The sequence below is a fragment of the Alicyclobacillus mali NBRC 102425 genome (assembly GCF_001570745.1).
GTDB lineage: Bacteria > Bacillota > Bacilli > Alicyclobacillales > Alicyclobacillaceae > Alicyclobacillus > Alicyclobacillus mali.
Map to the genome: position 1 here is coordinate 24,551 of NZ_BCSG01000012.1, position 25,864 is coordinate 50,414.

31 protein-coding genes are annotated in these 25,864 nt (G+C 61.6%); all 31 read left to right on the forward strand.

The annotated features are described in order from the left end of the window. The first annotated feature begins 9 nt into the window (after positions 1-9). A complete protein-coding gene (gene trmFO / locus AMA01_RS05395) occupies positions 10-1,323 on the forward strand; it encodes an FADH(2)-oxidizing methylenetetrahydrofolate--tRNA-(uracil(54)-C(5))-methyltransferase TrmFO (RefSeq protein ID WP_067848489.1) in 1,314 nt (437 codons plus the stop codon). Beyond that, positions 1,320-2,243, forward strand: a complete 924-nt coding sequence (locus AMA01_RS05400) for a tyrosine recombinase XerC (protein ID WP_067848492.1) — start codon at positions 1,320-1,322, stop codon at positions 2,241-2,243. Before trmFO ends, AMA01_RS05400 begins: the two co-directional genes overlap by 4 nt. Next, complete coding sequence (gene hslV / locus AMA01_RS05405; RefSeq protein ID WP_067848497.1) at positions 2,233-2,778, forward strand: ATP-dependent protease subunit HslV; 546 nt, start codon at positions 2,233-2,235, stop codon at positions 2,776-2,778. The genes AMA01_RS05400 and hslV overlap by 11 nt, the downstream gene beginning before the upstream one ends. Before the next feature lie 11 nt (positions 2,779-2,789). Beyond that, complete coding sequence (hslU, locus tag AMA01_RS05410) at positions 2,790-4,184, forward strand: ATP-dependent protease ATPase subunit HslU (protein ID WP_067848501.1); 1,395 nt, start codon at positions 2,790-2,792, stop codon at positions 4,182-4,184. Positions 4,185-4,377: 193 nt separating this feature from the next. Further along, positions 4,378-4,782 carry a flagellar basal body rod protein FlgB gene (gene flgB, locus AMA01_RS05415; RefSeq protein WP_067848505.1) on the forward strand — a complete coding sequence of 135 codons (405 nt, stop codon included), beginning with the start codon at positions 4,378-4,380 and terminating at the stop codon, positions 4,780-4,782. A gap of 5 nt (positions 4,783-4,787) precedes the next feature. Further along, a complete protein-coding gene (flgC, locus tag AMA01_RS05420; protein WP_067848510.1) occupies positions 4,788-5,222 on the forward strand; it encodes a flagellar basal body rod protein FlgC in 435 nt (144 codons plus the stop codon). An 11-nt stretch (positions 5,223-5,233) separates the two neighbouring features. Continuing rightward, positions 5,234-5,530, forward strand: a complete 297-nt coding sequence (locus AMA01_RS05425; RefSeq protein WP_067848513.1) for a flagellar hook-basal body complex protein FliE — start codon at positions 5,234-5,236, stop codon at positions 5,528-5,530. A gap of 31 nt (positions 5,531-5,561) precedes the next feature. Further along, positions 5,562-7,085: a flagellar basal-body MS-ring/collar protein FliF gene (gene fliF, locus AMA01_RS05430; protein WP_067848516.1), complete on the forward strand. Its 1,524-nt coding sequence runs from the start codon at positions 5,562-5,564 to the stop codon at positions 7,083-7,085. 39 nt (positions 7,086-7,124) lie between these two features. Next, the gene (gene fliG, locus AMA01_RS05435) at positions 7,125-8,135 is read left to right on the forward strand and encodes a flagellar motor switch protein FliG (RefSeq protein ID WP_067848519.1); all 1,011 of its coding nucleotides are present in this window, start codon (positions 7,125-7,127) and stop codon (positions 8,133-8,135) included. Between the two features lie 118 nt (positions 8,136-8,253). Next, complete coding sequence (locus AMA01_RS05440) at positions 8,254-8,916, forward strand: FliH/SctL family protein (RefSeq protein WP_231862831.1); 663 nt, start codon at positions 8,254-8,256, stop codon at positions 8,914-8,916. Continuing rightward, positions 8,906-10,228 (forward strand): FliI/YscN family ATPase, encoded by a 1,323-nt coding sequence (locus tag AMA01_RS05445; RefSeq protein WP_067848524.1) that lies wholly within the window; start codon positions 8,906-8,908, stop codon positions 10,226-10,228. Before AMA01_RS05440 ends, AMA01_RS05445 begins: the two co-directional genes overlap by 11 nt. Continuing rightward, entirely contained in the window at positions 10,225-10,680 is a 456-nt protein-coding gene (locus AMA01_RS05450; protein ID WP_067848527.1) for a flagellar FliJ family protein, read from the forward strand. The genes AMA01_RS05445 and AMA01_RS05450 overlap by 4 nt, the downstream gene beginning before the upstream one ends. Further along, positions 10,656-11,390, forward strand: coding sequence for a MotE family protein (locus AMA01_RS05455; protein ID WP_067848530.1), 735 nt, complete (start codon positions 10,656-10,658; stop codon positions 11,388-11,390). The genes AMA01_RS05450 and AMA01_RS05455 overlap by 25 nt, the downstream gene beginning before the upstream one ends. A 26-nt stretch (positions 11,391-11,416) precedes the next feature. After that, the gene (locus AMA01_RS05460) at positions 11,417-12,679 is read left to right on the forward strand and encodes a flagellar hook-length control protein FliK (protein ID WP_067848533.1); all 1,263 of its coding nucleotides are present in this window, start codon (positions 11,417-11,419) and stop codon (positions 12,677-12,679) included. Positions 12,680-12,690: 11 nt separating this feature from the next. Beyond that, entirely contained in the window at positions 12,691-13,182 is a 492-nt protein-coding gene (locus tag AMA01_RS05465) for a flagellar hook capping FlgD N-terminal domain-containing protein (RefSeq protein ID WP_067848536.1), read from the forward strand. Continuing rightward, a complete protein-coding gene (locus tag AMA01_RS05470; protein ID WP_067848539.1) occupies positions 13,179-13,562 on the forward strand; it encodes a hypothetical protein in 384 nt (127 codons plus the stop codon). Before AMA01_RS05465 ends, AMA01_RS05470 begins: the two co-directional genes overlap by 4 nt. Before the next feature lie 60 nt (positions 13,563-13,622). Next, on the forward strand, positions 13,623-14,534 hold the full coding sequence (locus tag AMA01_RS05475; RefSeq protein WP_067848542.1) for a flagellar hook-basal body complex protein: 912 nt from the start codon (positions 13,623-13,625) through the stop codon (positions 14,532-14,534). Between the two features lie 45 nt (positions 14,535-14,579). Further along, positions 14,580-14,798 carry a flagellar FlbD family protein gene (locus AMA01_RS05480; protein WP_067848545.1) on the forward strand — a complete coding sequence of 73 codons (219 nt, stop codon included), beginning with the start codon at positions 14,580-14,582 and terminating at the stop codon, positions 14,796-14,798. Beyond that, positions 14,795-15,229 (forward strand): flagellar basal body-associated FliL family protein, encoded by a 435-nt coding sequence (locus AMA01_RS05485; RefSeq protein ID WP_067848548.1) that lies wholly within the window; start codon positions 14,795-14,797, stop codon positions 15,227-15,229. The genes AMA01_RS05480 and AMA01_RS05485 overlap by 4 nt, the downstream gene beginning before the upstream one ends. A 21-nt stretch (positions 15,230-15,250) precedes the next feature. Continuing rightward, entirely contained in the window at positions 15,251-16,237 is a 987-nt protein-coding gene (gene fliM / locus AMA01_RS05490; RefSeq protein WP_231862835.1) for a flagellar motor switch protein FliM, read from the forward strand. Beyond that, a complete protein-coding gene (gene fliY / locus AMA01_RS05495) occupies positions 16,224-17,366 on the forward strand; it encodes a flagellar motor switch phosphatase FliY (RefSeq protein WP_067848554.1) in 1,143 nt (380 codons plus the stop codon). Before fliM ends, fliY begins: the two co-directional genes overlap by 14 nt. A gap of 30 nt (positions 17,367-17,396) precedes the next feature. Further along, positions 17,397-17,756: a response regulator gene (locus AMA01_RS05500; RefSeq protein ID WP_067848559.1), complete on the forward strand. Its 360-nt coding sequence runs from the start codon at positions 17,397-17,399 to the stop codon at positions 17,754-17,756. Then, on the forward strand, positions 17,756-18,217 hold the full coding sequence (locus AMA01_RS05505) for a flagellar biosynthetic protein FliO (RefSeq protein WP_067848793.1): 462 nt from the start codon (positions 17,756-17,758) through the stop codon (positions 18,215-18,217). Before AMA01_RS05500 ends, AMA01_RS05505 begins: the two co-directional genes overlap by 1 nt. After that, positions 18,214-19,032, forward strand: a complete 819-nt coding sequence (fliP, locus tag AMA01_RS05510) for a flagellar type III secretion system pore protein FliP (RefSeq protein WP_195867276.1) — start codon at positions 18,214-18,216, stop codon at positions 19,030-19,032. The genes AMA01_RS05505 and fliP overlap by 4 nt, the downstream gene beginning before the upstream one ends. 17 nt (positions 19,033-19,049) lie before the next feature. Further along, positions 19,050-19,319, forward strand: coding sequence for a flagellar biosynthesis protein FliQ (gene fliQ / locus AMA01_RS05515; protein WP_067848562.1), 270 nt, complete (start codon positions 19,050-19,052; stop codon positions 19,317-19,319). Then, positions 19,320-20,096, forward strand: coding sequence for a flagellar biosynthetic protein FliR (locus AMA01_RS05520; protein ID WP_067848566.1), 777 nt, complete (start codon positions 19,320-19,322; stop codon positions 20,094-20,096). It abuts the gene before it with no gap. A gap of 3 nt (positions 20,097-20,099) precedes the next feature. Beyond that, on the forward strand, positions 20,100-21,185 hold the full coding sequence (gene flhB, locus AMA01_RS05525) for a flagellar biosynthesis protein FlhB (RefSeq protein WP_067848569.1): 1,086 nt from the start codon (positions 20,100-20,102) through the stop codon (positions 21,183-21,185). 6 nt (positions 21,186-21,191) lie between these two features. Continuing rightward, positions 21,192-23,240 carry a flagellar biosynthesis protein FlhA gene (gene flhA, locus AMA01_RS05530; protein ID WP_067848574.1) on the forward strand — a complete coding sequence of 683 codons (2,049 nt, stop codon included), beginning with the start codon at positions 21,192-21,194 and terminating at the stop codon, positions 23,238-23,240. Beyond that, positions 23,237-24,385: a flagellar biosynthesis protein FlhF gene (flhF, locus tag AMA01_RS05535; protein ID WP_067848579.1), complete on the forward strand. Its 1,149-nt coding sequence runs from the start codon at positions 23,237-23,239 to the stop codon at positions 24,383-24,385. Before flhA ends, flhF begins: the two co-directional genes overlap by 4 nt. Then, on the forward strand, positions 24,378-25,265 hold the full coding sequence (locus tag AMA01_RS05540) for an AAA family ATPase (RefSeq protein ID WP_067848582.1): 888 nt from the start codon (positions 24,378-24,380) through the stop codon (positions 25,263-25,265). Before flhF ends, AMA01_RS05540 begins: the two co-directional genes overlap by 8 nt. Further along, positions 25,262-25,861: a CheB methylesterase domain-containing protein gene (locus tag AMA01_RS05545; RefSeq protein ID WP_067848586.1), complete on the forward strand. Its 600-nt coding sequence runs from the start codon at positions 25,262-25,264 to the stop codon at positions 25,859-25,861. Before AMA01_RS05540 ends, AMA01_RS05545 begins: the two co-directional genes overlap by 4 nt. The last annotated feature ends 3 nt before the right edge of the window (positions 25,862-25,864 follow it).

Consider the following 25,864-nt stretch of genomic DNA (forward strand, 5'->3'; position numbering starts at 1 on the left):
GGTGTCAGCGTGGCTCGTGTCACGGTGATCGGCGCGGGACTGGCTGGATCGGAGGCGGCTTGGCAAGCCGCGAATCGAGGTGCTGAGGTCACGCTGTACGAGATGCGCCCGGTTCATATGACGCCAGCCCATCACACTGACCGATTCGCGGAACTTGTGTGCACCAATTCGCTCAGGTCCAACAGTATCACGAACGCCGTGGGTCTGTTGAAGGAGGAAATGCGCAGGCTCAATTCGGTGATTATCCAGGCCGCGGACGCGCACGCCGTACCGGCCGGTAACGCCCTTGCCGTCGACCGAGACGGCTTTTCGCAGCGTGTGACGGAACTCGTCTCGAACCATCCGAACATCAAGGTCATTCGTCGCGAAATGGAAGAGATCCCGAAGGATGGCGTCACGATTGTTGCAACGGGCCCCCTCACGTCTCAGGCGTTATCCGAGGACATCCGCCAGCTCGTGGGACATGGGGATCTGTATTTCTACGATGCTGCCGCGCCCATTGTCACCAAGGAATCCATCGACATGTCGAAGGTGTTCCTGCAGTCGAGATACGATCAGGGCGATGCTGCCTACATCAACTGCCCCATGACCGAAGAGGAATTTGATGCGTTTTACGACGCCCTCGTCCATGCGGAGTGCGCTGAGCTGAAGGATTTTGAAGAGGAGCGGTACTTCGAGGGTTGCATGCCCATCGAGACGTTGGCGAAGCGCGGCAAACAGACGCTGCTTTTTGGCCCCATGAAGCCGGTCGGCCTCCGCGATCCCAAGACGGGGAAGCGTCCGTTTGCGGTTGTGCAACTGAGGCAGGACAATGCGGCCGCTACGCTGTACAACATGGTGGGTTTTCAGACGCACCTGAAGTGGGGCGAGCAGAAGCGGGTGTTCCGCATGATCCCTGGACTTGAACAGGCTGAATTCGTGCGATACGGAGTGATGCATCGGAATACGTATATCAACAGCCCGGTCGCGCTCCTTCCCACGTACCAGTCGAAGGCGCGCCGGTCGCTGTTTTTTGCAGGCCAGATGACGGGCGTCGAGGGGTACGTCGAATCCGCAGCTTCTGGCCTCATTGCGGGCATCAATGCGGCTCGCGTCGCGGCAGGTCAGGAGGCGCTCGAATTCCCGGCAACCACGTCGATAGGCAGTTTGGCGCACTATATCACGCATGCCTCGCCCGAAGGCTTCCAACCGATGAATGCGACCTTTGGCATTTTTCCGCCACTCGATCCGCCGGTCAAAGATAAGAAGGCTCGTTACGAGCGGTACGCCGCGCGGGCGCTGGAGGATCTCCAGGCTTTGATGAGGGAGTTGGAACGGGTGTGAGTCCAACGGTCCAAATGGCCATTGAGGACTTCCTGCGTGATGCGGCGCTTCAATTCAGCCCGCGCACCGTGCGCAGTTATGGGCAGGATCTCGAGGCGTTTCGGCAGTGGCTGGATCATCGTAACATCCGTTGTATGAGCGAGCTCTCGACGCGGGATGTGCGTATGCACGCGAGCGACCTGCTGGCGAAAGGGGCCGCCAAGTCGAGTGTGGCGAGGCGGCTCTCGTGTTTGCGAACGTTTATGCGTTTTTGCGCCGATCGAGGTTGGTTGCGCCCGGGCATGGCAGAACACGTTCGCCTTCCAAAGAGGGAACGGCGTCTGCCACGCTACTTGCACGAGGAAGAGGTGGCTGCGCTCCTCGATCACCTCAAGGGCGACGATTTCTCGACCCTACGGGATCGCGCTCTATTGGAGTTTCTCTACGCGACGGGGGTTCGCGTCAGCGAATGTGTGCATTTGGACGTAGCCGATCTCGACTTGGACACAGGTTTTGCGCGCGTTCTCGGCAAGGGAGGGCGCGAGCGCTACGTGATCATCGGGCGGCGGGCTGCGGAAGCCATTCGAAACTATCTCCCGCTTCGCGAGCGAGTGGCCTCCTGCCCGGCTGTCTTCATCCATCGTCGCGGAGGGCGCTTGACCGACCGCAGCGTGCGCCGGGTGTTAGCTCGGCGCATCGGAGAGGTTCCTGGTCTTCGTTCTGTCCATGTGCATGGCTTGCGCCATTCGTTCGCGACGCACATGCTGAATGGAGGGGCGGATCTCCGGAGCGTTCAGGAATTGTTGGGGCACGCGAGTTTGTCGAGCACGCAGATTTATACCCACACGAGCCGCGAGCAACTGGCTCGAGCGTATTACGCGGCGCATCCCCGTGCACGTCGAGGCAAACAGGGACGGGAGTCGAGCGAAGATGGCATATGAAATGCACGGAACCACGATCTTTGCGATGTTGAGAGACGGGCGCGGTGCCATGGCAGGCGACGGCCAGGTTACGTTTGGGAACAGCATGGTCATGAAACATGGGGCTCGAAAGGTGCGCAGGCTGTATCACGATCGCGTGGTTGCGGGGTTCGCGGGCTCTGTAGCAGACGCGTTCACGTTGTTTGAGAAGTTCGAGAAGAAACTGGTTGAATTTCAAGGGAACCTGCCCCGGGCGGCCGTGGAACTTGCGAAGGAGTGGCGGTCTGACAAAGTGCTGCAAAAACTCGAAGCGATGTTGATTGTCATGGATTCGCGGGATCTCCTCATCGTCTCAGGGGGCGGAGAGGTGATTCAGCCGGACGACGGCATATGCGCTATCGGATCGGGCGGCGGATACGCACTCGCGGCCGGTCGCGCATTGGCCCGGAATACGCAACTCGAGCCTGCCGAGATTGCGAAGCAGTCTCTACTCATCGCTTCTGAGATTTGTGTGTACACGAACGACCACATTGTCCTTGAGACTGTCGGGGTATAGGGGGATGACTCATGCCCAGTGAGCGAGAGTTGACGCCCAGAGAAATTGTCGAGTACCTGGACCGGTACATCGTGGGCCAGAAGAAGGCAAAGCGAGCCGTCGCGATTGCCTTGAGAAATCGGTATCGCCGGTCGAAGCTATCGCCCGAAATGCAGGCCGAGGTGACGCCAAAGAACATCCTGATGATTGGACCAACGGGCGTCGGAAAGACGGAAATTGCGCGCAGGCTGAGTAAGCTCGTCGGTGCACCGTTTATCAAGGTGGAAGCCACGAAGTTCACCGAAGTGGGCTATGTCGGCCGCGACGTGGAATCGATGGTTCGAGACCTTGTGGAGACGGCTGTGCGGATGGTCAAGGCGGAGCACGCGGAACGGGTGAAAAGCGAGGCCGAGACCCGCGCCAACGAACGAATTGTTGAAGCGCTGGTGCCGGATCCAGGCGCGCGGTCGCGCGGGAGGAATCCGCTTGAGATGCTGTTCAGCGGGGGATTCTCGGCGGATCGCCCGCAGGAGCCATCGTCTGATCAGGTGCGAGAGGAACGCCGGCGCGTGAAGCAGAAGTTGCTGATGGGGGCGCTTGAAGACCACTACGTCGAGGTGGACGTCGAGGAGCAGGCGGGCCCCATGGCGCTGGGATTCATGCCGGGCATGGGTGCGGAAAGCCTGGGCAATCTCCAAGAGATGCTCGGCAACCTGTTGCCGAAATCGACGAAGAAGCGGAAGATGACCGTGCGAGAGGCCCGCAAAGTGCTCACGCAGGAAGAGGCGCAGAAGCTGATCGATATGGATGCCGTGACGGCCGAGGCCATCTATCGAGCGGAAAATCACGGGATTATCTTTATCGACGAGATGGATAAAATCGCGGGCCGTGAATCGCACGGGCCGGACGTGTCGCGCGAGGGCGTGCAGCGGGACATTTTGCCTATTGTCGAAGGCTCGACCGTATCGACAAAATACGGCGCGGTGAAGACGGATTACATGCTGTTCATTGGTGCGGGTGCGTTCCACATCGCGAAGCCGTCCGACCTGATTCCAGAGCTTCAGGGACGGTTTCCGATTCGCGTGGAACTGGAACCGTTGACGAAGGACGACTTCATCCGCATCTTGCGTGAGCCGGAAAACTCGCTGATGAAGCAGTATACCGCGCTCCTCGAGACCGAGGGCATTCGGGTGGAGTTTACGTCCGAGGCGATTGAGCGCATCGCCGAGATGGCGCAAACGGTGAACGAGGAGACCGAAAACATCGGGGCGCGCCGCCTGCATACGCTGGTCGAGAAAGTGCTGGAAGACTTGTCCTTTGAGGCGCCGGAAATTCACCTCGGCGAGATCAAGATCACGCAAGCGTATGTCGATGAGAAGCTCGGCGATATTGTGCAAAATCGCGATTTGAGTCAGTTCATTCTTTAACGTGATGGAACGACGTCGGATGGCCGTGGGCCATCCTTTTTTTATCTTTGTTGGTCCTGTAATCGCTGAGCGACCTCTGGGCTCGATTCATAAGAAAAACTTAACTGCCCCGAGCAGGATTCGGCTCACATTCGACGAATTTGTAGTTTCGACCTGAAGTTCGTCGAATTTTGTCGGGGGAGAGCACAGAGCCATGACGGTGTTTGAATTGTTGCAGAGCGCGCTCGACGCTTCGACGCTCCGGCAGGCGGTCTACGCAAACAACATCGCCAACGCAGGTACGCCGGGGTACAAGCGCCAGGACGTGGCGTTTGAATCGATGCTTCAGAGCGCTCTCGGGAGTGAGGGTTCCGACGCGCTTGGCGAGACCCACATTCCCATCGGCGCGGAACAGCCGAGTTACAACCTGACCGCGTTGCCAAACGTCACGCCTCAGGTGTACACCGATACGTCCACAACCGTGAACAGTAACGGCAATAACGTGGACATCACCGAAGAAATGGTGTTGATGGCCGAAAATCAGGTGAAGTACGACACGCTGGTGCAGGACATCTCCGACCGTCTGGATCGCCTCCGGACGGCCATCACCGGGAGCTGAGTGGCATGTTTGACAACAGCAGCATGAACATCTCGGCGAGCGGTCTCGCGGCGAACCAGCTGTGGTTGAACGTGATCGCCAACAATATTGCGAACGTCAATACCACGCGCACGCCGCAGGGCGGCCCGTATCGTGCCGAGATCGTGAACTTCGCGCCCGTCGGCACGAATGTCACCTTTCAGACGGCGCTGGGACAGGCCGTCCAGGGGATCGGTGGGGGTGTGCAGGTGACGAGCATCACGCAGGACACGAGTCCCTTTCAGTTGATTTACGATCCGACAAACCCCGATGCGGTCAACGGCTACGTGGAGAGTTCAAATGTCAACCTGACCACGCAAATGGTCGACATGATCCAGGCGACCCGCGCCTATCAGGCGAACGCCACCGCGTTTGACGCGGCGAAGGAGATGGCCGTGACGGCTCTCGGCATTGGCAAGTGAGGAGGGTGGCCATGATTGTTCCGGTGTCTACGACCCTGACGACCAGTTTGGGAAGTGCGGCGCCCGGGGCGAGCGGTTCCTCGGGCAACATGAGTTTTTCTGACTACCTCGGCAGGGCCCTCGACGAGGTGAGTCAGGTGGCGAATAGGGCCGACAATTTGGCGGTGGCATACGCCAGCGGCGGCCCTGTGTCCACTGCAGACTTGATGATCGCCGAGACGCAGGCGTCGCTCGCGGTGGATCTTCTGTCGCAGACGGCCACGCGCGTGCAACAGGCGTACTCGACGCTGATGAACATGCAGATCTAGTTCTATCACGAGGGGGATAGGGTGAGATGCGTTGAACGAAGCCCTGCGAAACATCTGGACCCAGGCTCGGGGGAAATGGGCGGGGCTTCCAGCGCGATCGCGCCGCAATCTGTTGATCGCCGCGGCCGCGCTCCTGGTGGCCCTTCTCGTGGTGGTGTTCGCGGCGACTCGGCCGCACTATGTGACCATCATGGAGGGCCTGGATGATAAATCGCTTGGCCAGGTCCAGCAAGAACTGGACACGCTGAAAATCCCAAACGAGATACAGGGCACAGCGGTGCTGGTGCCCGCGCGCGACGCGGACGAAGCGCGCATTCAACTGTCGATGGCGGGGCTTCCCCAGAGCGGCTACGACGCGTACTCGGGGATCACAACCTCGCTCGGCGAGACCCAGGATCAGTTCAATCTGCAGGTGCTCAACGCGCTGCAACAGAGCCTGTCGACCACCATCAGCGATATCAACGGCGTGCAGTCGGCGCAGGTGCACATTGTGATGCCTGAGCAGCAGCTGTTCGTTTCTCAGCCAACGACGGACGCCAAGGCATCCGTATTCGTCGATCTCGGCCCTGGCGTGCAGCTCTCGGCCGCACAGGTCTATGGCATTCAACAGTTGGTGGCTCATTCCGTGCAGGGGCTCACGGTGGGTAATGTGACGGTCGTCGACCAGTACGGGAATGTGCTGTCGAGCGATGTGGCGCAGAATGGTTCCTCGAGCACTGTGGGGGCAGCATCGTCGGAGTTGGCGATGCGAGAAAAACTAGAAAACGACTTGCAGCAGACGCTTATCTCCGGTCTGCAGCAGATTGTGGGTGCCCAGAACGCCGTTGTCGTGGTACACGCGAACGTGACGTTCAATCAGACCGAGACCACGACGCACACGCTGATCAATGCGCCGGGATCGAGCACGGGGTTTATCACGAGTCAAGAGGTCCAGAAATCACAGTCGACGAGCGGCGCGCCTGGCGGTGCGGCTGGACAAGCGGGAAGCAATCCGAATTTAAACAGCACGTACGCGGCAACGGGCGGCGGTGCGACGAATACCACGTCGTCGAACACGATTACGAACTACGCGTACAGCTATCAAAATCAGCAGACCACCGCGGATCCAATGCAGGTGTTGGGTTACTCGGTTGGCGTGCTGTTGAACAGCAATGACAAGAGCATCACCCCTGCTGTCCAGGCGCAAATTCGAAACTTCGTGCTGAGCGTGCTGGGATCCACGCCTTCGCAGGGAAAAAATGTCGTGAGCGTGTCGGCGGTTCCGTTCACCAACTCGCTGCAAACCGTACCTGCGGCGCCCGGCGGGCGGACGTGGGTGTACGCGCTCGGCGGACTGTTGCTCGCGGCCTTGGTCGTGGTTGGTTACTTGGTCTTCCGCCGGCGCCGGCATCCGTCTGGCGAGGTGATTGAAATTCCGGCGGGTGAGACGTTCGAGCAACCACTCGAAGAGTTGCCGTTGACGCAGGAAGAGGTCCTTCGAAATCAGCTCACGCATCTTGCGCAACATCGACCGGAGGACTTCGCGAGCTTGTTGAGGACATGGCTGTCCGAATGAGGCGATCGCCATCCCGTAGAGAGACAGGAGGCGGTGGGTGTGCAGCGGCGGTCGTCGTTGACCGGGAGGCAGAAAGCAGCGGTGCTCATGATCGCGCTGGGCCAAGAGGTGGCAGCACAGGTCATGAAGCGTTTGTCGCCGGAAGAGGTGGAACAGCTCACGTTCGAGATCGCGAACGTCAACAAGGTGGGCATGGAGCAGCGCGAGTCTATCCTTGAGGAGTTCCGCGATCTCGCCATGGCTCGGGATTACATCCAGACGGGCGGCATCGACTATGCCCGCGAGGTTTTGGAGCGGGCGTTGGGCGCACAGGGGGCGCAGGAGGTTCTGGCGCGGCTGACGTCGTCCTTACAGGTTCGACCTTTTCACTTTGCGCGCAAGGCGGACCCAAGCCAAATTCTGAGCTTTTTGCAGGACGAACATCCGCAAACCATTGCCCTGGTGTTGGCCTACCTGGAGTCGAGCCAGGCGGCGGCCGTTCTTTCCGCCCTGCCGTCTGAGCTTCAGGCCGAAGTGGCCCGGAGAATTGCGACCATGAAAGGAACTTCCCCGGACGTCGTGGCTGAGGTGGAAGAAATTTTGGAGAGCAAACTCTCGACCATGACGAGCGTGGATAACCAGCAGGCGGGCGGCATCGAGGCGATTGTCGAGATTTTGAATGGCGTGGATCGCGCTACGGAGAAGACCATTCTCGAGGAATTGGCCAAACGGGACCCGGAACTCGTCGACGAGATCAAGAAGCGGATGTTTGTCTTCGAGGACATTATTTTCCTCGACTCGAAGGCCATTCAGCGCGTCATTCGCGAGGTGGATGCGAGAGACCTTCAACTCGCGCTCCGCGTCGCGAGGGACGACGTCAAGGAGGTCATTTTCAACAACATGTCCAAGCGAATGGCGGAACAGTTCAAGGAGGACATGGAGTACATGGGCCCTGTCCGCCTTCGCGACGTCGAGGACGCGCAGCAGCGCATCGTCGGCGTGATCCGCCATCTCGAGGATCTGGGCGAGATCGTCGTGTCGCGCGGGGGAGGTGACGACATCATTGTCTAGCGTCGTCAAACGAGGCCGGATCGCGCCATTGACGGACTCCATCCCGATCCCGGCCTTTACCGAAGCTCTGATTTCAGATTCAGTATCGGAATCTGCGGCGTCGATGCGGGAGCCATCAGTGGACGACGAGGCCTGGGGGCAGGTGGCCGCAAATATCCTGGCGGATGCGGAACGAAGGGCTCAACAAATCGTCGCGGAAGCCATGGAGAAGGCGTCCGCCATCCTGGAGGAGGCTCGCCTGGAGGGTGAACGGCGCGCACAAGCAGCTGAACGGGAGGGGCGGGAACAGGGCATCCGAGAGGGACGGCTGGAGGCGCAGCGCGAACTCGCACAAGAGCGCGCGCGACTTCAGGTCCAGGTGGACTCGCTGGCGGACGAACTTCGCCGGGAATCCACGCATCGCCTTGTGCATCAGCGCGAAGCTGTGCTGCAGCTTGTCGTCGCGATCGCGCGCAGGATCCTGCAGCGAGAATTGGCGCTTGAGTCTGCGGATGTGGCCAAACTGGTCGACGAGTTCCTCGGACACGTCGTGGCAGCCTCCACGGTGTACGTGCGCGTTCACCCTGCGGATTGCGAGGCGCTTCGCGAGGCGGCCCCAGTTCTTTCGCTCCGACACGGCGGGAACCTCGCTGTCCAGGTCGTGCCGGACCTTTCGCTCAGCCCTGGCGATTGTGTGATCGCCTCGGACGGGGTCGAGATCGACGCGCGCGTGGAGGCTCGTTTGGACGAGCTATCCCGCGTGCTGGCGGAAATCACAGAGGAGGGGCCTCATGGCGCATGATCCGGGGTGGGTCGCGGAGGCGATTCGAGCCGTCGAGCAAAGGCGTTTGGTTCGCCGCGCAGGGCGGGTGATGCGCATCATCGGGCACACGCTCGAGGTCACCGGGCCGACGGCGTCGCTCGGGGAACTGTGCGCCATCGGCGGCGAGCTGGAAGGGCTGGGCGAGGTCATCGGATTTCACGAAGGGCGGCTGTATGTGGTCCCGCTGGGTCCGCTGCCGGACGTGTCGCCAGGGACGCCGGTGCGCTTTCTGGACCAACCCTTCCGCATCCGCTGTGGGCCGGGGCTGGTGGGCCGTGTGCTGAATGGGCTCGGCGAGCCCATCGATGAGCGGGGGCCGTTGGCCGGCCCACTGGTGTGGAGAACTGTGGACGCACCCTCCATTTCTCCACTCCGCCGGGGGCGAATCCGCGCGCCTTATGCAACGGGCGTGCGAGCCATCGACGCGCTTCTCACCATCGGTCGGGGCCAGCGCATTGGGCTGTTCGCGGGAAGCGGTGTGGGAAAGAGTACGCTGGTCAGCATGATGGCTCGCGGCGGACGGGCGGACGTCCACGTCATTGCGCTCGTGGGCGAGCGAGGGCGAGAGGTGAGGGAATTCCTCGAGGACGATCTTGGGGAAGACGGGCTGAGGCGCAGTGTCGTGATTGTGTCGACGTCCGATGAGCCCGCCTACGTGCGCAGCAAGGCAGCTTTTGTGGCCACGGCTATCGCCGAGTACTTTCGCGACGAGGGCAAGGACGTGACGTTGATGATGGACTCCCTGACGAGGTTCGCGATGGCGGAACGCGAGGTCGGTCTCGCCATGGGAGAGCCCCCGTCGTCCCGCGGTTATACGCCCAGCGTGTTCGCCAAGCTGCCAGTTCTGCTCGAACGCGCGGGCCCGGGCCCTGTGGGCGCCATTACGGCCGTATACACGGTCCTCGTCGAAGCTGACGACATTCACGATCCGATTGCGGATGCGGTGCGAGGCATTCTGGACGGGCACATCGTGCTTTCTCGTGCGCTCGCCAACCGGGGGCAGTTTCCCGCCATCGACGTCCTTCAGAGCCTGTCGCGCCTCTTCCCGTCCATCGCGACCGATGGTCATCGCTTGGCTGCCGAGCGCCTGAGGGAATGGATGGCGAGGTATGGAGAAATCGAGGATCTGCTTCGAATTGGCGCGTACCGTCAGGGTTCCGATCCGGCGGTGGACGAAGCCATCGAGCGGATGCCCGACATCCTGTCATTTCTAAGGCAGAAGAAGGGTGAAGTCGTCGCATTTGAGGAAGCCATCACGCAATTGATCAATCTTGCGAGGGAACGTCAATGAACACGTCCATTCATCGGTTGGCCAAGCGATACGAGGCGATTTGCGCGAAGTGGCAAACAATTGCGGAAGCGGAGTTCGCCGCCGCTGTGCGCCTGCAGAACGAGGTCTCTGACCGACTGCGGGAGACAGAAGCGCGGCTCATCCAAACGCTTGCGACCACATCGGAACTGTGCCATGCGAGAGATTGGGGCGTGGTGGAGGCGTTTGCGAAGCGTCTTGAACAACAGGAGAGCGAATTGACTGCGGAGAGCGAGGCGAGCGCGCGAGAAGCGGAATACAGGAGGGAAGCATTGCAGGCGCGCTATCGCGAGGCGGAGCGATGGAAGTCACTGCGAATGCGCCTTGACGACGCGGCGCGGCGGGGCGAAGAACGAGTCCTGCAGGCCGAGTTGGATGAACATGCCGTCATGCGGGGGGCACGGCGCTCATGGAAGCCAAGCGATCTTCGGTGACCGGGCGAGCCAAGCCCGAATCGGCGCCGCCGAGAGCGCCGCGCGAGAGCCAACCAGTCCCCGGGCGCACCGGGCGCGCCACGGACCAACAGGGCGTTCAACTCCATGATTCGTTGGATGAAAAAAAGCCAAGCTTTGGCCGCAGGATGGTCACCATGCTTCTTCTAATCTTCATTCCGCTCGTCGTGGCAGCCGCCGCCCTTGCCGCTGTGCTCGTGGTGCTCGGGGTGCCCCTGTGGCAGGACGTGCAGCATTGGTTCGGTGGCAAACGCAGTCAGCCCGTTTCGGCGCAGGATCAGGCCCTGCGGCAGACCATCAGCATTGAGCGGTCGCAGATTCAATCGCTCGAGTCGCAGGTGGCGTCACTCAACAACCAGTTGTCCGCGTCGCGAGAACACGCGGCCTCGCTGCAGGATCAGGTGAAGAGTTTGCGCGCGGAACTGGCCTCCATCTCCAACGGTGAGAAGCAAGGTTCGGCCGAAGCGAAGATTCTCGCCCAGATGGATCCGGCGGCGGCAGCGCAGGTCATCGAGCACATGCCCGCCTCTCAAGCGGCCTGGGCGATTGAGTCCTTGAGTCCCGATGCTTCGGGGCCAATCCTTCAGGCGCTTCCTCCGGCGACGGCGAGCGCCTTGTTGCAACAGTCGGCGCGGGATAGTCAAATTGCCGCGCTGTCAAATGCAACGGCAACTGCCACTGCGTCTCCATGAACTTGGCGTTGAAAGGAGGTGAATATGTGAATGTGACGAATGTGGCGGCGTCGAGTCAGGGAAATGCAGGGGATTCGCCTGGTAAGCCCGGGTCAAAGGACAAGCGTCAGTTGGACGTGTCGGAAGTCTGGGCGGCCATCTTCGCGCAGTTCGGTGCGTTGGCGCACGCCGGATCGCCCGTGGATGCGAGCGAACCGGACGCCTCGGCGGGGCAAAGCAAAACGCCATCCGCGGTGAACACGTCTGTCGTCCGCGCGACACTCGCTGGGACAGCCCATATGGATGTCGAGCCTTCATCTCCTCGCGCACAGAACGTACAGACGAGCGCTTCGCAGTCGTCCGAGGTGATGTTTTCCGATACCATGAAGCGAGCGAACACGGCTGCGGAGGGTGCCCGTGAGGCGGCGGACAAACGGGTGATTTCGCCAGATCCTGCGGTATTGGCGCATTCGGTTCAAAGCGCAGACGTAGGTGACGAGACCGGAACGCTAGACGTCGAGCACGTCGCTCCGCGCCAGGCGCCACAAGCCTTCGATCTCGCTCCTCGCACGGTGCAAAGCGTTGCGCGTGTCTTCGGCCGTGAAGTCGAAAGGCAACAGGCGAGCGTCGCGAGCAGCACCGACTCAAGCGCAAAGCCGCACCTAGCCGTCGCCGAAGGTGACATGCCGCTGACCGCCGCGCGAAGCCTGCATCGGCAAATGGAGCGCGCGACACTGTCGTCGGGCGGCTCGCCATCCTCACATGCCGACAAGGAAGTGGATCTGCGTACGCCGATTGCGTCACCGGTCAGCGGATCGGTTGTCTATGGTACACAGTTCGACGAGGCCAAGAAGCCGGACACAGCGCCGGTGGTGACGTCGAACCTCGGCGCGCTCGGCGACGACCTGCGTGCATGGGTGACGTCGGCCGGCGAGGCCGAACCGAAGACGTTGATGGTGGCGCTTGAGCCGAAGGAGTTGGGCGCGCTGAAAGTCATTGTCCACCACGGTGACGATGGGCTTCAGATCCAGCTGGTGGCGTCCAGTTCGGCAAGCGCAAACCTGCTGGCTGCACAGCTTCCAGCACTCGTCCAGCAGATGGCGCAAGGCGGACTATCCGTACATGAAGTGAGCGTCGGATTGGATACGGATGCAGGCCAAACGGGCAGCGGGGGACGGCAACGAGACGGAGAGGATGCGTCGAAGGCGGGGACCGCGAACGTCGGGAGCATCGGCGCTGCCCGCGCGTTTCGCGCGAAATATGGCGCTGAAGACGAGGGATCAGTGTCGCTCATCAATCTCTACGCGTGAGGAGTGAGATTGTGACGGTCAATGCAACCTCATCGCTTGGGTCCACAACCAGCAACTCGTTGAGCGGACAAGCCATCTCCCAGGCTGGAGCCGCGAGTGGGACGACGAACAGTGCAGGTAACTCCGTCTCGCAGACCGGCCTCAATTCGCTCAACGAGAACGACTTCATGCAGCTGTTGGTGACGCAGCTGCAAAATCAGGATCCGCTCAATCCCGTTGACAACACGCAAATGCTGGCGCAGCTAGCGCAGTTCAGCGCTCTGGAAGAAATGACCCAGGTGGCGCAGACCGATGCGCAGGTTCTCAGCGCCGTGCAAAGCTTGGGGAGCGAGATGAGCCTGCTGATGGCGCACAGCCTCATCGGGGCGTCGGTCACGGTCCAGGACGCGAGTGGGAATCAGGTTCAGGGAACGGTCTCATCCGTGACCATGAATCAAGGCAGCCCCGAAATCGTGGTCAATGGCACGTCGTATCCGTTGACGCAGGTGGTCGGCACGTCGTGATCGATCCCGTTTCCTGGGCATGGCAGGGCACGGACCTTTCGATCCGTGGAGGTGCACCCAGTTCGGGTCAGCGCGGCGAACCTGGCTCTTTTCGGCAGGTGATGCAGGACACGATCGCGTCTTGGCGCGTGAGTCAGCACGCTAACCATCGTATGGAGGAGCGCGGCATTTCGCTGACCGCAGGGGATTGGCGCGCCATGGAGCAAGCGGCGAAGCAGGCCGAATCGAAGGGCGCGCGGGACACCTACATGGTGATGGGAGACGTGGGTTTCGTGGTTCACCTGCCATCTCGAACGCTGGTGACGGCCCTGAAGCACGAGGAACATCCAATTGTAACCCAAATTGACAGCGTCGTCTTTGTGTCCAGGCCGGACCGTTAGGGGGCCTGCCCGGGGGGATCGACTGAACTCCGGGGACGGCGCGACTGGAGGGAACTCGACATGCTTCGTTCCATGAATTCGGCCATCTCAGGTATGCAGGCCTTTCAAACCGATCTCGACGTGGTGGGCAACAACATCGCCAATGTCGAGACGGTCGGATTTAAGCAGTCGGACGTGCAATTCGCGGACCTGCTGAGCCAGACGATGTCCCTGGGCACAGCCGGGACGGCGTCTGGCTCGAGCACGGGCGGATCAAGTGCGACGACTGGCATGGGCGGGACCAACCCAGAGCAGGTCGGCCTCGGCGTGCAGGTGGGCGCGACCCAGATGGACATGTCGCAGGGGCCGGACGAGACCACAGGCGTTCCGACAAACGTCGCCATTCAGGGCAACGGCTTCTTCGTGGTGACGAATGGGACGAACACGTATCTGACCCGGGCCGGGAACTTTTCGGTGGACAGCGCCGGCAACCTCGTGCTGCCCAACGGGGTGATTGCGGAGGGGTACAGTAGCAGCAGCATGCCGTCCTCGGCGAGCACCACTCAGCCGACCACCGAAATCAACGTGTATCAGCTTGCGGGGGTGACGCAGGGATCAGGCAACACCGTCTCAAACGTGAGCATCGGTTCCGACGGTTCGATCACGGCGACCATCACGAACGGAACCACCACCACGACGAAAGTCATTGGTTACCTTGCCCTCGCGCAGGTTCCGAATCCGCAAGGGCTTGTGAGCGTCGGTGACAACCTGTTCAGCGCGTCGAGCCCGGCGGCTGGGCAGCCGACCTATTGGACACCAGGTCAGGGGACGTACGGCACGCTCGCGTCAGGCGAACTGGAGGGTTCCAACGTGGACTTGTCGCAGCAGTTTGCGGAAATGATTGTGGCGCAGAACGCATACGTGGCAAACACGCACATGATCGGCACTGACAACGCCATCCTGCAGGCGCTTGTCAACATGAAGAACTCGTGAGATAAGTGAGGGCGCGGCACGGCCGCGCCCCAGGGAGATGCGCACATGATTGCTTTGACGCGATTAAATGGGACCGTCGTTTGGCTCAATCCGCTGCATATCGAGTTGGTCGAAGGGACGCCTGACTCCGTGGTGACACTGACCAACGGACACAAGTACGTGGTCTTGGAGGATCCCGAGACCATCGCGTCAAAGATGATCGAGGTGTACCGGCGGATTGGCCTCGTCGCGGCGCCCGTGCGCGATGAGGGGGGCGGGGCATGAAGAAGGCTGTGCGCACGATGCTGATGATCGTCCTCGGCATCGTCGTGATCGCAGGAGCGGCCATCGGCTATTTGCTGTATTCCAAGAAGCATCACGCTGCAGGCGGCGCTCCGCCCAAGCTTTCCGCGAAACAGATGGCGGATCTTCAGGTCACGTTGCCTCAGATGACCACGAATCTGGCCGGAAGCGGGATCATTCAATTCACGCTGACCTTGCAGGCGGACTCAAAGGGCACGAAGAACGAGTTAAATCTGATGGAGCCACAGATTTCAGACGCGGTGAACGGCATCATGCGCGAGTTTACGTCGGACGAACTTCGCACCGACGCCGGTTTGAATCGCCTGAAGGCGACGATTGTGAGCCAGGTCAACCGCCTCCTCCCAACGGGGCGAGTTACGGCGGCGTATCTTTCGCAGGTCCTGGTGCAGTGAGGAGGTGAGACGTTGTCCGACGTGCTTTCTCAGTCCGAGATCGACGCGCTGCTGTACGCGATTCGCACGGGCGAGATCGATCCCGCCGCCGAGCAACGCGCGAATGCGCATCCGCGGGTGCGGGTCTACGATTTTCGGCGTGCGATGCGCTTTTCGAAGGATCATCTGCGCGTGCTGCGGCGCATGCACGAGCACTTTTGCCGGCTGCTCACGAGCCAGCTGTCAGGGCAACTCAGGTCGGTTCCCCAGATCCAGGTGGAATCGGTCGATCAAGTGCCGTATGACGAGTTCATTCGCTCCATTCCGCCGCTCACGGTGCTCCAGGTTTACGACATGCATCCCCTCGAGGGGCGCATGGTGATGGAGATGAATCCTCAGGTCGTGTTCGCCATGCTGGACAAGTACATGGGAGGGGACAGCGCGGGTCCATACCGCGTGCGAGAGTTGACGGACATTGAAGTCTCGCTGTTTCGCCGGTTGTTCGAAAACGTGCCGTCCATCCTGGTCGAGGCCTGGAAGAGCGTGATGGACCTGGATCCCCAGTTTGTGTCGTTGGAGAGCAACCCACAGTTCTTGCAGCTCACCACGCCGAACGAGACGGTGCTCGTGGTGACCATCAGCGTGCGCGTGGGCGAAACGACCGGTCTTATCAATCTGTGCATCCCACACGTGACCATCGAGCCTGTCCTGTCCAAGCTCAGCAACCGGTATTACATGGATCCCGCCTTTCAGAGCGGCAGGCGGCAGGTGAACGATGAGCTGCGCGCGAAACTTCTCGGTGTTCCTGTCGACGTTCGCGTGGAAGTCGGGCAAGCGGAGTTGACCGTGCGCGAGATCCTCGACCTGAGCGAGGGCGACACCATCGTGTTGCGCCAAACGATTCGCGATCCGGCCCTCGTCTATGTCGACGGACGACCTGCGTTCTGGGGAAGCGTGGGCAAGCGAAACCGCGTGTATGCGGTGAAAATCGTGGGTCAGTGGGAGGCGGATGCGGATGGTGGACGGTGAGATGAAGCTGTCCCAGGACGAGATCGACGCCCTGCTGAGGGCCGGTGTGGCTGAGCAAGCGGCCGCCGGCGGTGGGCAGGGGCCGTTGACGGAGGGAGAAATCGACGTCCTCGGGGAGCTCGGGAATATTTGTTTCGGATCGGCTGCCACTTCGCTCTCGTCCTTGCTCGGCCGACGGGTCGACATCACCACGCCCGTCGTGAGCATCCTCCCTCGCTCTGAGGTGGAGAGCCGATTCCCGACTCCGTATGTGTTGGTGCAGGTGGATTTTACGGAAGGCCTGCAGGGAACGAACGCGCTGGCGATCGAAATTGAGGACGCCAGGCGAATCGCGGATCTCATGATAGGGCGCACGCCGGGGGAGTCCACGGGCGACCTTGGCGAGCTGGAGTTGAGCGCCGTCGGCGAGGCGATGAATCAGATGATGGGCAGTGCGGCGACGGCCATGAGCCAGCTGTTCGGCCGGTACATCAACATCTCTCCGCCATCCGTGCGGGTGGTGACGTTCACGCCAGACGAGGCGCAGGCCGCTTTTGGATCGGCGGAACAGTTGGTCAACGTCGAGTTTCGCCTTCACGTCCACGAACTCATCGATTCGCACATCATGCAGTTGATGCCTGTCCCGTTTGCGCGCGAGTTGGTCCAGTCCATGCACATACATACCGAGGCCATCGCACCTGAGCCGCCGGATTCGGACGACCGGCGCGATGGCGATGGAGGCGCCACGGAGAGCGCAAAGACGCTTGAGAAGGTTGGGGACGGTGGGCAGGCGGCTCGCGGGCGCGAAGAGGAGGTCCCGAGCGTCTCTGTCCGGCGACCGGCGTTTGCAGATTTTGACGACGGGCCTTCGCCCCGCGACGGGCGCTCAGTGGCCAATCTGTCGCTGTTGTACGACGTCCCGCTCAATGTGACGGTGGAGCTCGGCCGGGCGAGAAAATTGATTCGTGAGATCCTGGAGCTTGCCCCAGGCTCCATTCTGGAACTGGACAAACTCGCTGGTGAACCGGTGGACATCTACGTGAACCAAAAGAAGATCGCGATTGGGGAAGTGGTCGTGATCGACGAAAATTTCGGAGTGCGCGTCACGGACATCGTGCAGGCGGACAAGCGGATCGATCCGCTGCCCTAAATGCGGAACACAAGGTGGGAGGCATGAGCGATGGCAAACATTCTGGTGGTGGACGACGCTGCCTTCATGCGGATGATGATCAAGGACATCCTGACCAAGAACGGACACGAGGTCGTGGGAGAGGCGGCGGACGGCGCGCAGGCCGTCGAGCGTTATCAAGAGCTTCAGCCAGACCTCGTGACGATGGACATCACCATGCCAGAGGTGGACGGGATCGAAGCGATCAAGCGCATTCGGCAAATCGACCCGAACGCGCGCATTATCGTGTGCTCCGCCATGGGGCAGCAGGCGATGGTCATCGAGGCGATTCAGGCGGGCGCCAAGGACTTTATCGTCAAGCCGTTTCAGGCCGATCGCGTCGTCGAAGCGGTGCAGAAGGCGCTCAGGTGATGCATCGGTTGGGGCGTTGGACCGCGGTTGGGCAGGCGGGGAGCGCACTGGCGCCTGCCATCGTCCTGATGATGCCGCGCACCGCATGGGCCGCCAAGGCGGAGCCCATCGCGGCGAGTGGCGGTGTGTGGGCGTACATTCAGCTCGTGGTGGCACTTGTGCTCGTGCTGTTGCTCATCGCGGTCCTGTTTCGAGTGCTGGGAAGGCGCGCAGGCGTTGCGGCGCGCGGTCAGATCGAGGTGGTGGCCGCTCGCCAAGTGGCGCCCAACAAGTCGGTGCAAGTGGTGCAGGTAGGCGAGAGGCTGTTTCTGATAGGGGTGGGCGAGGATGTGCGGCTCTTGGCGGATGTGACGGACGCCTACATCGGTTTGCACGAGGAACTCGCGGACGACGCGGATGGCTTTGGCGCCGCACTGCGCGAGGCTTTGGAGCGGTTGAGAGAAAGGCGGCGGGACGAATGAGGTGGACAAAAAAGGCGCGGCAGCGGTTGCGCTTTGCGGGGGCTTCCGGTGTCGCGCTGTGGATAGCACTCTGCCTCATGGCGTTTCATCCGTCATTTGTGCACGCGCAGACCTCGCCGAGCGTACCCGCCATTCCGGGGGTGAGTGTGTCCGTCGGCGGTTCGGGGCCCACCTCTGTTGCCAATACGGTGAAAATCGTTCTCCTCCTGACCGTTCTGACGCTTGCGCCGGCCGCGCTCATCCTGATGACTTGCTTCACACGCGTCATTGTGGTCTTATCCTTCGTGCGCAACGCACTATCGCTGCAGACCTCGCCGCCGAACCAGGTGCTGGTCGGCCTCGCGCTGTTCATCACGCTCTTCGTGATGCAGCCCACGCTGCAACAGGCAAATCATGAGGCGCTGCAGCCGTATTTGCGGGGGCAGATCTCCCAGACGGCGGCCATCGAGCGGGCGGAGGCCCCGTTCAAGGTGTTCATGGCGAAGCAGACGCGGACGCAGGATTTGGAACTCTTTCTCGCTTATCGGCATGAGACGCTGACCACCGAGATGGAGCGCCACCCTGAAAGCATCGCGATGTCTGCGTTGGTGCCGGCGTTCACCCTGAGTGAGTTGCAGACGGCGTTCCAAATTGGCTTCATGATCTACCTTCCGTTCCTGGTCATCGATCTCGTCGTATCCACGACGCTCATGTCCATGGGCATGATGATGTTGCCACCGGTGATGATCTCGCTTCCGTTCAAGGTGCTGTTGTTTGTGATGGTCAACGGCTGGTACCTCGTCGTCAAATCGCTGTTGGCTGGCTATGCCTCATAGCGCAAGGAGGGACTCCGATGACCGATACGTACGTGATCGGCCTTGCGGCCCAGGTGATGTGGCTCGTCGTGAAAATCACGGCACCGGTCCTTCTGCTCGGATTGGCCATGGGGCTCGTCGTGAGCATTTTTCAGGCGACGACGCAGCTGCAGGAGCAGACGCTGGCATTCATACCGAAGATTATCGCCGTCGTGATCGCTCTCCTGGCCTTCGGGCCTTGGATGCTGCAGAACCTGCTCGACTTCACGAATGCGATCCTAGGAAACTTGATGCAGTATGTGATGTAAATGGCAAACGACGTGCTCGCGCATTTCAATCTGTATCTGCTTATGGCCGCAAGGACAAGCGGATTCATCCTCGCCGCCCCCATTTTGTCGAGCGTGTATTGGCCGAATTTCGCCAAGGTGGCCCTTGCGCTAGCATTGGCCGCGTTTGCGGTTCCTTCCGTCCACGCAACGGTACCCGACCTCTCGAACGAGCCGGGGGCTTTTCTGGTCGACTTCGCGCTCGAGGCGGTCGTCGGGGTATTGCTGGGTTTTGTGGCTACGTGGATTTTCAACACCATCAACATCGCGGGTCAACTGGTGGATCTCCAAATCGGCATGGCCGTTGCGGACCTCGCGATGCCGGGCTTTGCCCAGCAGGCCGGCGTGTTCACCAGCGTGTACAGCGTGTGGTTCTCGCTTCTGTTCATTGGCATGGGGGGGCTCGGCGGCCTGGCGAGCGCGGTGATGGAGTCGTTCCGGCTCATTCCCATCGCCGATTGGCACCTGCCGACAGACTGGATGGCGCTCTGTGCACAGACCATGGCTACGGTGATGCTGATGGGCGTGGACGTGGCGCTGCCTGTGTTCGCAAGTCTGTTTCTCTGCGACGTCACGTTCGCGCTTCTATCCAGGGCCGTACCGCAGATGAACGCGTTTGTCGTCGAACTGCCGGCCAAACTGTTTGTCGGACTCGCTTCATTCGCTGTCGCCATGCCCATCACGGTGGCCTTGTTTCGCCAGTTGTTCAACGTCATGTTTCTCGATCTGCAAAGTGTCATGCGCCTAGTCGGAGGGTGAAGGATGCGTACGCTGCAACTCCAGCGATTCGCCGCGGGCGAGCGCACCGAACGGGCGACGCCCAGGCGGCGGCAGGAAGCTCGCAAGGAAGGCCGAGTGGCTCGCAGCCCCGAGCTCACCTCCGCCGTGGCGTTTGCCGCGGTGCTTGTGGCGCTGCGCGTTTTGGGGCCCGACGTGTGGGGTGAATGGGAAAACCTGATTCAGCGCGATCTCGGCGGCTCCGGCCTGAAGTCGTGGACGGTCGAGGGCGTCCGCGCTCTCATGGCGACCCAGGTCATGGCGGCGGCGAGAATCATGGTGCCCATCGCGGCAGTGGCCATTGTGGTCGGGCTCGCCGCGGCAGTGATGCAGGTGCGACCGATGTTTGTCCCGCAGCTTCTGCTGCCAGACTTCCAGCGTATCTCGCCTGCGACGGGATTGCGTCGGATCGCAAGCCTTCAAGGCGCACTCGAAGCGCTGAAGTCGCTGCTCAAGCTCGCGGCCGTGGCGGGCGTCGCGTACACGTCACTCGCGTCGCTTTCCCACGAGCTGGTGAACTTGTCCTCCGTCCAACTTCAGGCAATCCCGGGGCTCATCGGCCGATCCGTGTTCAACCTCGCGATTCGCGTTGCGTGCGCGATGGTCGTGATCGCGGCATTGGACTACGCTTACCAACGATACAGTCTGGAGCGCAGCCTTCGCATGTCCAAGCAGGAGCTGAAGGACGAACTGAAAGAGACGGAAGGCAATCCGCTCCTCAAGTCCGCCGTGCGCCGGCGCGCCCGGCAGATCGCCTCGCGGCGGATGATGCAGAACGTGGCGAAAGCGGACGTCGTGATCACGAACCCAACGCACTATGCGGTGGCCCTGGCGTATCAGAGCGAGACGATGAACGCGCCGCAGGTGGTGGCGAAAGGCGCGGATTTTGTCGCCCAGGAGATCCGTAGGCGGGCCGAGGAGCATGAAGTGCCACTTGTGGAGAATCCTCCGCTTGCGCAGGCGCTGTATCGGACGGTCGACGTCGGTCAAGAGATCCCTCCGGACCTGTACCAGGCGGTCGCGGAGGTGCTCGCGTATGTGTATCGCATGCGCGCGAAGGGGAGGAGGTGACGAGCGATGGCCAAGTGGTTGAAGCGGACCGATCTGATGGTTATGCTGTTTGTCCTTTGGACCATCGTGATGATCGTCATTCCCATTCCGCGCCCGCTGTTGGACGTGCTGATTCTGTTCAACATGTTCGTGTCCATGACCATTCTTCTCGTCGCCATGAACACGTCCGAGCCGCTCGAGTTTTCCATTTTTCCGTCGCTGCTCCTGGTCACCACGCTGTATCGACTGTCGCTCAACATCTCGACGACGCGGCTCATCCTGAGCCAGGGCAACGCGGGGGCCGTCATTCAGACCTTCGGCAATTTCGTCATCGGAAACAACCCGGTCGTCGGATTTATCGTGTTCCTCATCATCATTGTGGTGCAATACGTGGTCATTACGCGCGGAGCGGAGCGCGTGGCGGAGGTGGCGGCCCGCTTCACGCTCGACGCGATGCCAGGCAAACAGCTCGCCATTGACGCGGATCTGAACGCCGGATTGATTCAGGAGGCCGAGGCGCGCAGGCGGCGCGAGAAAATTCAGCAGGAGGCCGACTTTTACGGAGCGATGGACGGCGCTTCGAAGTTTGTGAAGGGCGACGCGATCGCGTCCATGGTCATCGTGGCCATCAACGTCGTCGCGGGGCTCATCATCGGCGTCGCGATGCAGCACGACTCGTTCAACGAGGCGTTGCACACGTACACGATGCTCTCGGTGGGCGACGGTTTGGTCAGCCAGATTCCTGCCCTCCTCCTGTCGACGGCCACGGGGCTCATGGTATCGCGCGCCGCCACAGACCAAAACATGGGCGCCGACGTGGTCAAGCAGGTCTTTGGATACGCCCGCGCCCTCTACGTGGTGAGCGGCGCCATGGTTTTGCTGGGCCTCATCACGCCCATTGGCCTCGTGCCCGTCATCCCTATCGCCGGCGGTGCAATCCTAATGGCTCGGCGGGCCGAGCGCGGTCGGGCGCAGGAGCAGAAGCGGGCGGAAGAGGAGAAGGCGCGGCAGAAGCGGTCCGAGGCGAAGAAGCCAGAGAACGTCTACCAACTCATCACGGTCGAGCCGGTAGAGTTCGAATTCGGCTATGGCCTCATCCCGCTGGTGGATGCGCGGCAGGGCGGGGATTTCATGGAGCGCGTCGCGATGATCCGAAGACAACTCGCCACGGATCTCGGCGTCGTGCTCCCCATGGTGCGCATGCGAGACAACGTGCTTCTCAAACCAACGCAGTATGTCATCAAGTTAAAAGGTGTTGAGGTCGCGCGAGGCGAAATTCTCATGGGACACTGGCTCGCGCTGAGCCCCGGGGTGGACAACCCCGAAATCAAAGGCATTCCGACGAAGGACCCCACGTTCGGCCTGCCAGCGCTCTGGGTGACGGGCGAGATGAAGTTGCGCGCGGAGGCGAGTGGGTATACGGTCGTCGATCCGCCGTCTGTGATGGCCACGCACCTGACCGAGGTGCTTAGGCGCCACGCGCACGAGTTGCTTGGCCGCCAGCAGGTCAAGGAACTGCTCGAACATCTCAAACAGACGCACCCTGCGGTGGTGGACGACGTCTATCCCGGGACGCTTTCGCTCGGCCACATCCAGCGCGTGCTATGCAATCTGCTCGAAGAGGGCGTGCCCATTCGCGATCTCGTGACCATCCTCGAGGCGCTGGCCGACGCGGGCCGCCAGACGCAGGATGTGGATCAGCTCACCGAAAAGGTGCGCCAGCGTCTGTCGCGCCATATCTGCGCGCAATACATGCAGGGCGAAGACGGGCTCACGGTTCTCACGTTCGATCCGGCCCTCGAGCGAGAGATGCAGCAGGCTGTGGTGGAACAAGGCGGTTCCATGTCGATTGGCCTGGAACCCCACAGGGCGCAGGCGGTTTTTCGCAAGCTCAAGGAACTGTGGACCGATCTTCAGGGCACGGGCAAATCCCCCGTCCTGTTGGTGCATCCGCGGATCCGCCTCCCGCTCAGTCGCCTGCTGCGCCGTTACGTGCCCGACTTGCCCGTCCTGTCGTTTGCCGAATTGGATCCGTCCATCTCGATTCATAGCGGAGGCGTGGTGAATGTGACGTGATCGTGCGCCGTTATGTCGTCAAGGAAATGCCGGAGGCCGTCGCGTCCATCCGACGCGAGCTGGGACAAGACGCGGTGATCCTGAGCACGCGGAATATCCGCGTGCGCAAGTGGCTCGGCCTTCGATCGGAGCGCCGCATCGAGGTGATGGCGGCGGCGAAGGAAGAACTCGCCGCCACCGCTGGGGCGAGCTTCGGCCAGGCGCTCAAAAGGGCGATGACGGACCCCGCCGCCGAACGCTCAAGTTCTTGGCAGGAGCCGCAGATGTGGTCACAGCTCGCCAGCGAAATCGCAGAAATCAAACAGATGCTCGCGGACGTTCGCACGCGCGAGCGCGAACCGATGCGCGCTGAGGTCGAGCCCCTCCTTCGGTGGCGGGGATTCCTGCAGGACGAGGGTGTGGATGGGGTGCTCGCGGATCGGTGGGCGCGCATGGCTATGGACCATCCACATCGCTCCTCATCCGGCACCGCCTCGGCCCAAGACCTCATTGGCGCGATTCAGGCCGATCTCGGCCCGCTCGCCCATCCATCCCCCATTCGGCGAGACAGCCGAATCGTGGCCTTCGTGGGGCCTACCGGCGTCGGCAAGACGACGACCATCGCCAAGATCGCCGCGCTCCACGTGCTGGCTGGTCAGCGGCGCGTCGGCCTTCTGACCACCGATACGTTTCGCATTGCGGCGGTGGCGCAACTGAAGACGTACGCCGAGATTCTAAACGTCCCGATTGCCATCGCGGATGAGCCGGACGAAGTTCCGTCTGCGCTGGCTTCGCTTGCAGCTTGCGATCTCGTCCTGGTGGACACCGCGGGGCGGAACTTCCTGAGCGCGGCCTCCATCGACCAGATCAAACGCGTCCTCGGACCCGTCGAGGCGGATGAGGTTCTGCTCGTCGTCTCGCTCGCCACGAAGCCGGCCGATGCACTGAAAGTCGCCAACATGGCGAAAACGCTGAACGTGGACAAGTTCATCTTCACGAAGCTGGATGAGACGCAATCCGTCGGCATGATCCCCAGCCTCGTGGCGCTTTGTCAGACGCCTGTCGCCTACGTGACCACTGGGCAGAACGTGCCGGACGATATCGACATCCTCTCCGTCCAGGACCTTCTGGCGGCGGCTTGGAAGGAGTTAAGCACCGATGGCTGATCAGGCGTCGCGCCTCCGAGAGCAGATGTCCCAGTGGATCCAGGCTCAGCAGTTGCATCGCGATGCGCCGCCGGAAGGGGACGAGGCACACGCGGGCGTTCTGTCCGCGCCCGTCTTTGCCGTGATGAGCGGGAAGGGGGGCGTAGGCAAGTCAAATTTGTGCGTGAACCTCGCGCTCGCATTCGCCGAAGACGAGATGCGGGTGCTTGTGATTGATGCAGACACCGGATTTGCCGATGTGGAAATTCTGTTTGACTCGACGCCCCTTCTCACGCTGTGTGACGTCGTCGCCGGTGCGTCGATGGAGGAGGCGCTGCTTGCGACGAGGCCGCACGTGGATCTTTTGGCAGGCGGCAGCGGGCGATGTTTTGACGGGATCGGCGAGGACGGATGGGCACGGCTCTTGCGCGCCATCGCGCGTGTCTCGGCGCGATACGCATGGGTGCTCGTGGATTGCGCGCCCGGCGTGCACGCGCTGGCGGAGCGAATGCTGAAATTCGGAGCCACACCCATCTGCGTGGTGACACCAGAGCCGACCGCTATCACGGATGGCTATGCGCTGTTGAAATGGATGCACGTCAAAAACCTTGGCGCCGAGCCGTGGCTCGTCGTCAACCGGGCGAAATCGAAGGCGGAGGCGGATGATACAGCCTCGCGGCTGGTGGATGCCGCGGAGAGATTTCTGAAGATGCGCGTTGTGTACGCCGGGTGGATCCGGGACGATCCGGCTGTGGTCAAGAGCGTCATGGCGCGCCGTCCGCTCCTGCAGCTCTCGCCGGGATCGCCCGCCGCGTCGAATTATCGCCAATTGGCTCGTTGGATTCGGGCATGTGGTCAGACGTTCGGCGGCGATGCGGGTGCGAAAGGAGCTGCGCGATGAGCGGCTGGAATGGTGCCGTCCGAACCATCATTGCCATCGGCGCTTCCACGGGAGGGCCAGCGGCAGTTGCGGCCATCCTGCGCGAGCTTCCCCGTCTCCGCGCATGCGCGGTCGTGATCGCGCAGCATCTGCCTGGGAATTTCACGGCATCGTTTGCCGAGCGGCTGGACGCGCAAAGCGCCTGGACGGTGCGCGAGGCGAGGAGCGGCTTGGAAGTGGAGGAAGCGTGTTGCTATATCGCGCCCGGTGGCAGGAGAACCGAAATTGTGGCGGACGGCGATGGACTTCGCTGCGCCGTTCGGCCCCCGGCGAAGGCGGACGTTTATCTACCTTCTATTGACGCGCTGTTTGCGAGCGTCGCGCGCCTGTCAAAGGTCTGGACCATCGGGGTTCTGTTAACGGGCATGGGGCGGGACGGGGTAGAGGGTCTCAGAGCGATTCGAGAATCCGGGGGATTTGCCATCGCGGAAGCCGCCGAGACGGCTGTGGTCGACGGCATGCCGCGCAGGGCGAGAGAAGCGGGATTCGTGGACGAGATTATCCCGCTCGGGGCCCTTGCTCGACGGTTGACTGAGCTGTGTCAGGGCAGGAGGTGACAC

Bases quoted from the DNA above. Each gene is read 5' to 3' on its own strand.
- hslU (WP_067848501.1), top strand. From the start codon at position 2,790: ATGCCCAGTGAGCGAGAGTTGACGCCCAGAGAAATTGTCGAGTACCTG.
- flgC (WP_067848510.1), top strand. From the start codon at position 4,788: ATGTTTGACAACAGCAGCATGAACATCTCGGCGAGCGGTCTCGCGGCG.
- flgB (WP_067848505.1), top strand. From the start codon at position 4,378: ATGACGGTGTTTGAATTGTTGCAGAGCGCGCTCGACGCTTCGACGCTC.
- AMA01_RS05520 (WP_067848566.1), top strand. From the start codon at position 19,320: ATGGCAAACGACGTGCTCGCGCATTTCAATCTGTATCTGCTTATGGCC.
- AMA01_RS05500 (WP_067848559.1), top strand. From the start codon at position 17,397: ATGGCAAACATTCTGGTGGTGGACGACGCTGCCTTCATGCGGATGATG.
- flhA (WP_067848574.1), top strand. From the start codon at position 21,192: ATGGCCAAGTGGTTGAAGCGGACCGATCTGATGGTTATGCTGTTTGTC.
- AMA01_RS05475 (WP_067848542.1), top strand. From the start codon at position 13,623: ATGCTTCGTTCCATGAATTCGGCCATCTCAGGTATGCAGGCCTTTCAA.
- flhB (WP_067848569.1), top strand. From the start codon at position 20,100: ATGCGTACGCTGCAACTCCAGCGATTCGCCGCGGGCGAGCGCACCGAA.
- hslV (WP_067848497.1), top strand. From the start codon at position 2,233: ATGGCATATGAAATGCACGGAACCACGATCTTTGCGATGTTGAGAGAC.
- AMA01_RS05545 (WP_067848586.1), top strand. From the start codon at position 25,262: ATGAGCGGCTGGAATGGTGCCGTCCGAACCATCATTGCCATCGGCGCT.
- AMA01_RS05480 (WP_067848545.1), top strand. From the start codon at position 14,580: ATGATTGCTTTGACGCGATTAAATGGGACCGTCGTTTGGCTCAATCCG.
- AMA01_RS05485 (WP_067848548.1), top strand. From the start codon at position 14,795: ATGAAGAAGGCTGTGCGCACGATGCTGATGATCGTCCTCGGCATCGTC.
- AMA01_RS05445 (WP_067848524.1), top strand. From the start codon at position 8,906: ATGGCGCATGATCCGGGGTGGGTCGCGGAGGCGATTCGAGCCGTCGAG.
- fliY (WP_067848554.1), top strand. From the start codon at position 16,224: ATGGTGGACGGTGAGATGAAGCTGTCCCAGGACGAGATCGACGCCCTG.
- AMA01_RS05540 (WP_067848582.1), top strand. From the start codon at position 24,378: ATGGCTGATCAGGCGTCGCGCCTCCGAGAGCAGATGTCCCAGTGGATC.
- AMA01_RS05425 (WP_067848513.1), top strand. From the start codon at position 5,234: ATGATTGTTCCGGTGTCTACGACCCTGACGACCAGTTTGGGAAGTGCG.
- AMA01_RS05455 (WP_067848530.1), top strand. From the start codon at position 10,656: ATGGAAGCCAAGCGATCTTCGGTGACCGGGCGAGCCAAGCCCGAATCG.
- fliQ (WP_067848562.1), top strand. From the start codon at position 19,050: ATGACCGATACGTACGTGATCGGCCTTGCGGCCCAGGTGATGTGGCTC.
- AMA01_RS05505 (WP_067848793.1), top strand. From the start codon at position 17,756: ATGCATCGGTTGGGGCGTTGGACCGCGGTTGGGCAGGCGGGGAGCGCA.
- AMA01_RS05450 (WP_067848527.1), top strand. From the start codon at position 10,225: ATGAACACGTCCATTCATCGGTTGGCCAAGCGATACGAGGCGATTTGC.
- fliP (WP_195867276.1), top strand. From the start codon at position 18,214: ATGAGGTGGACAAAAAAGGCGCGGCAGCGGTTGCGCTTTGCGGGGGCT.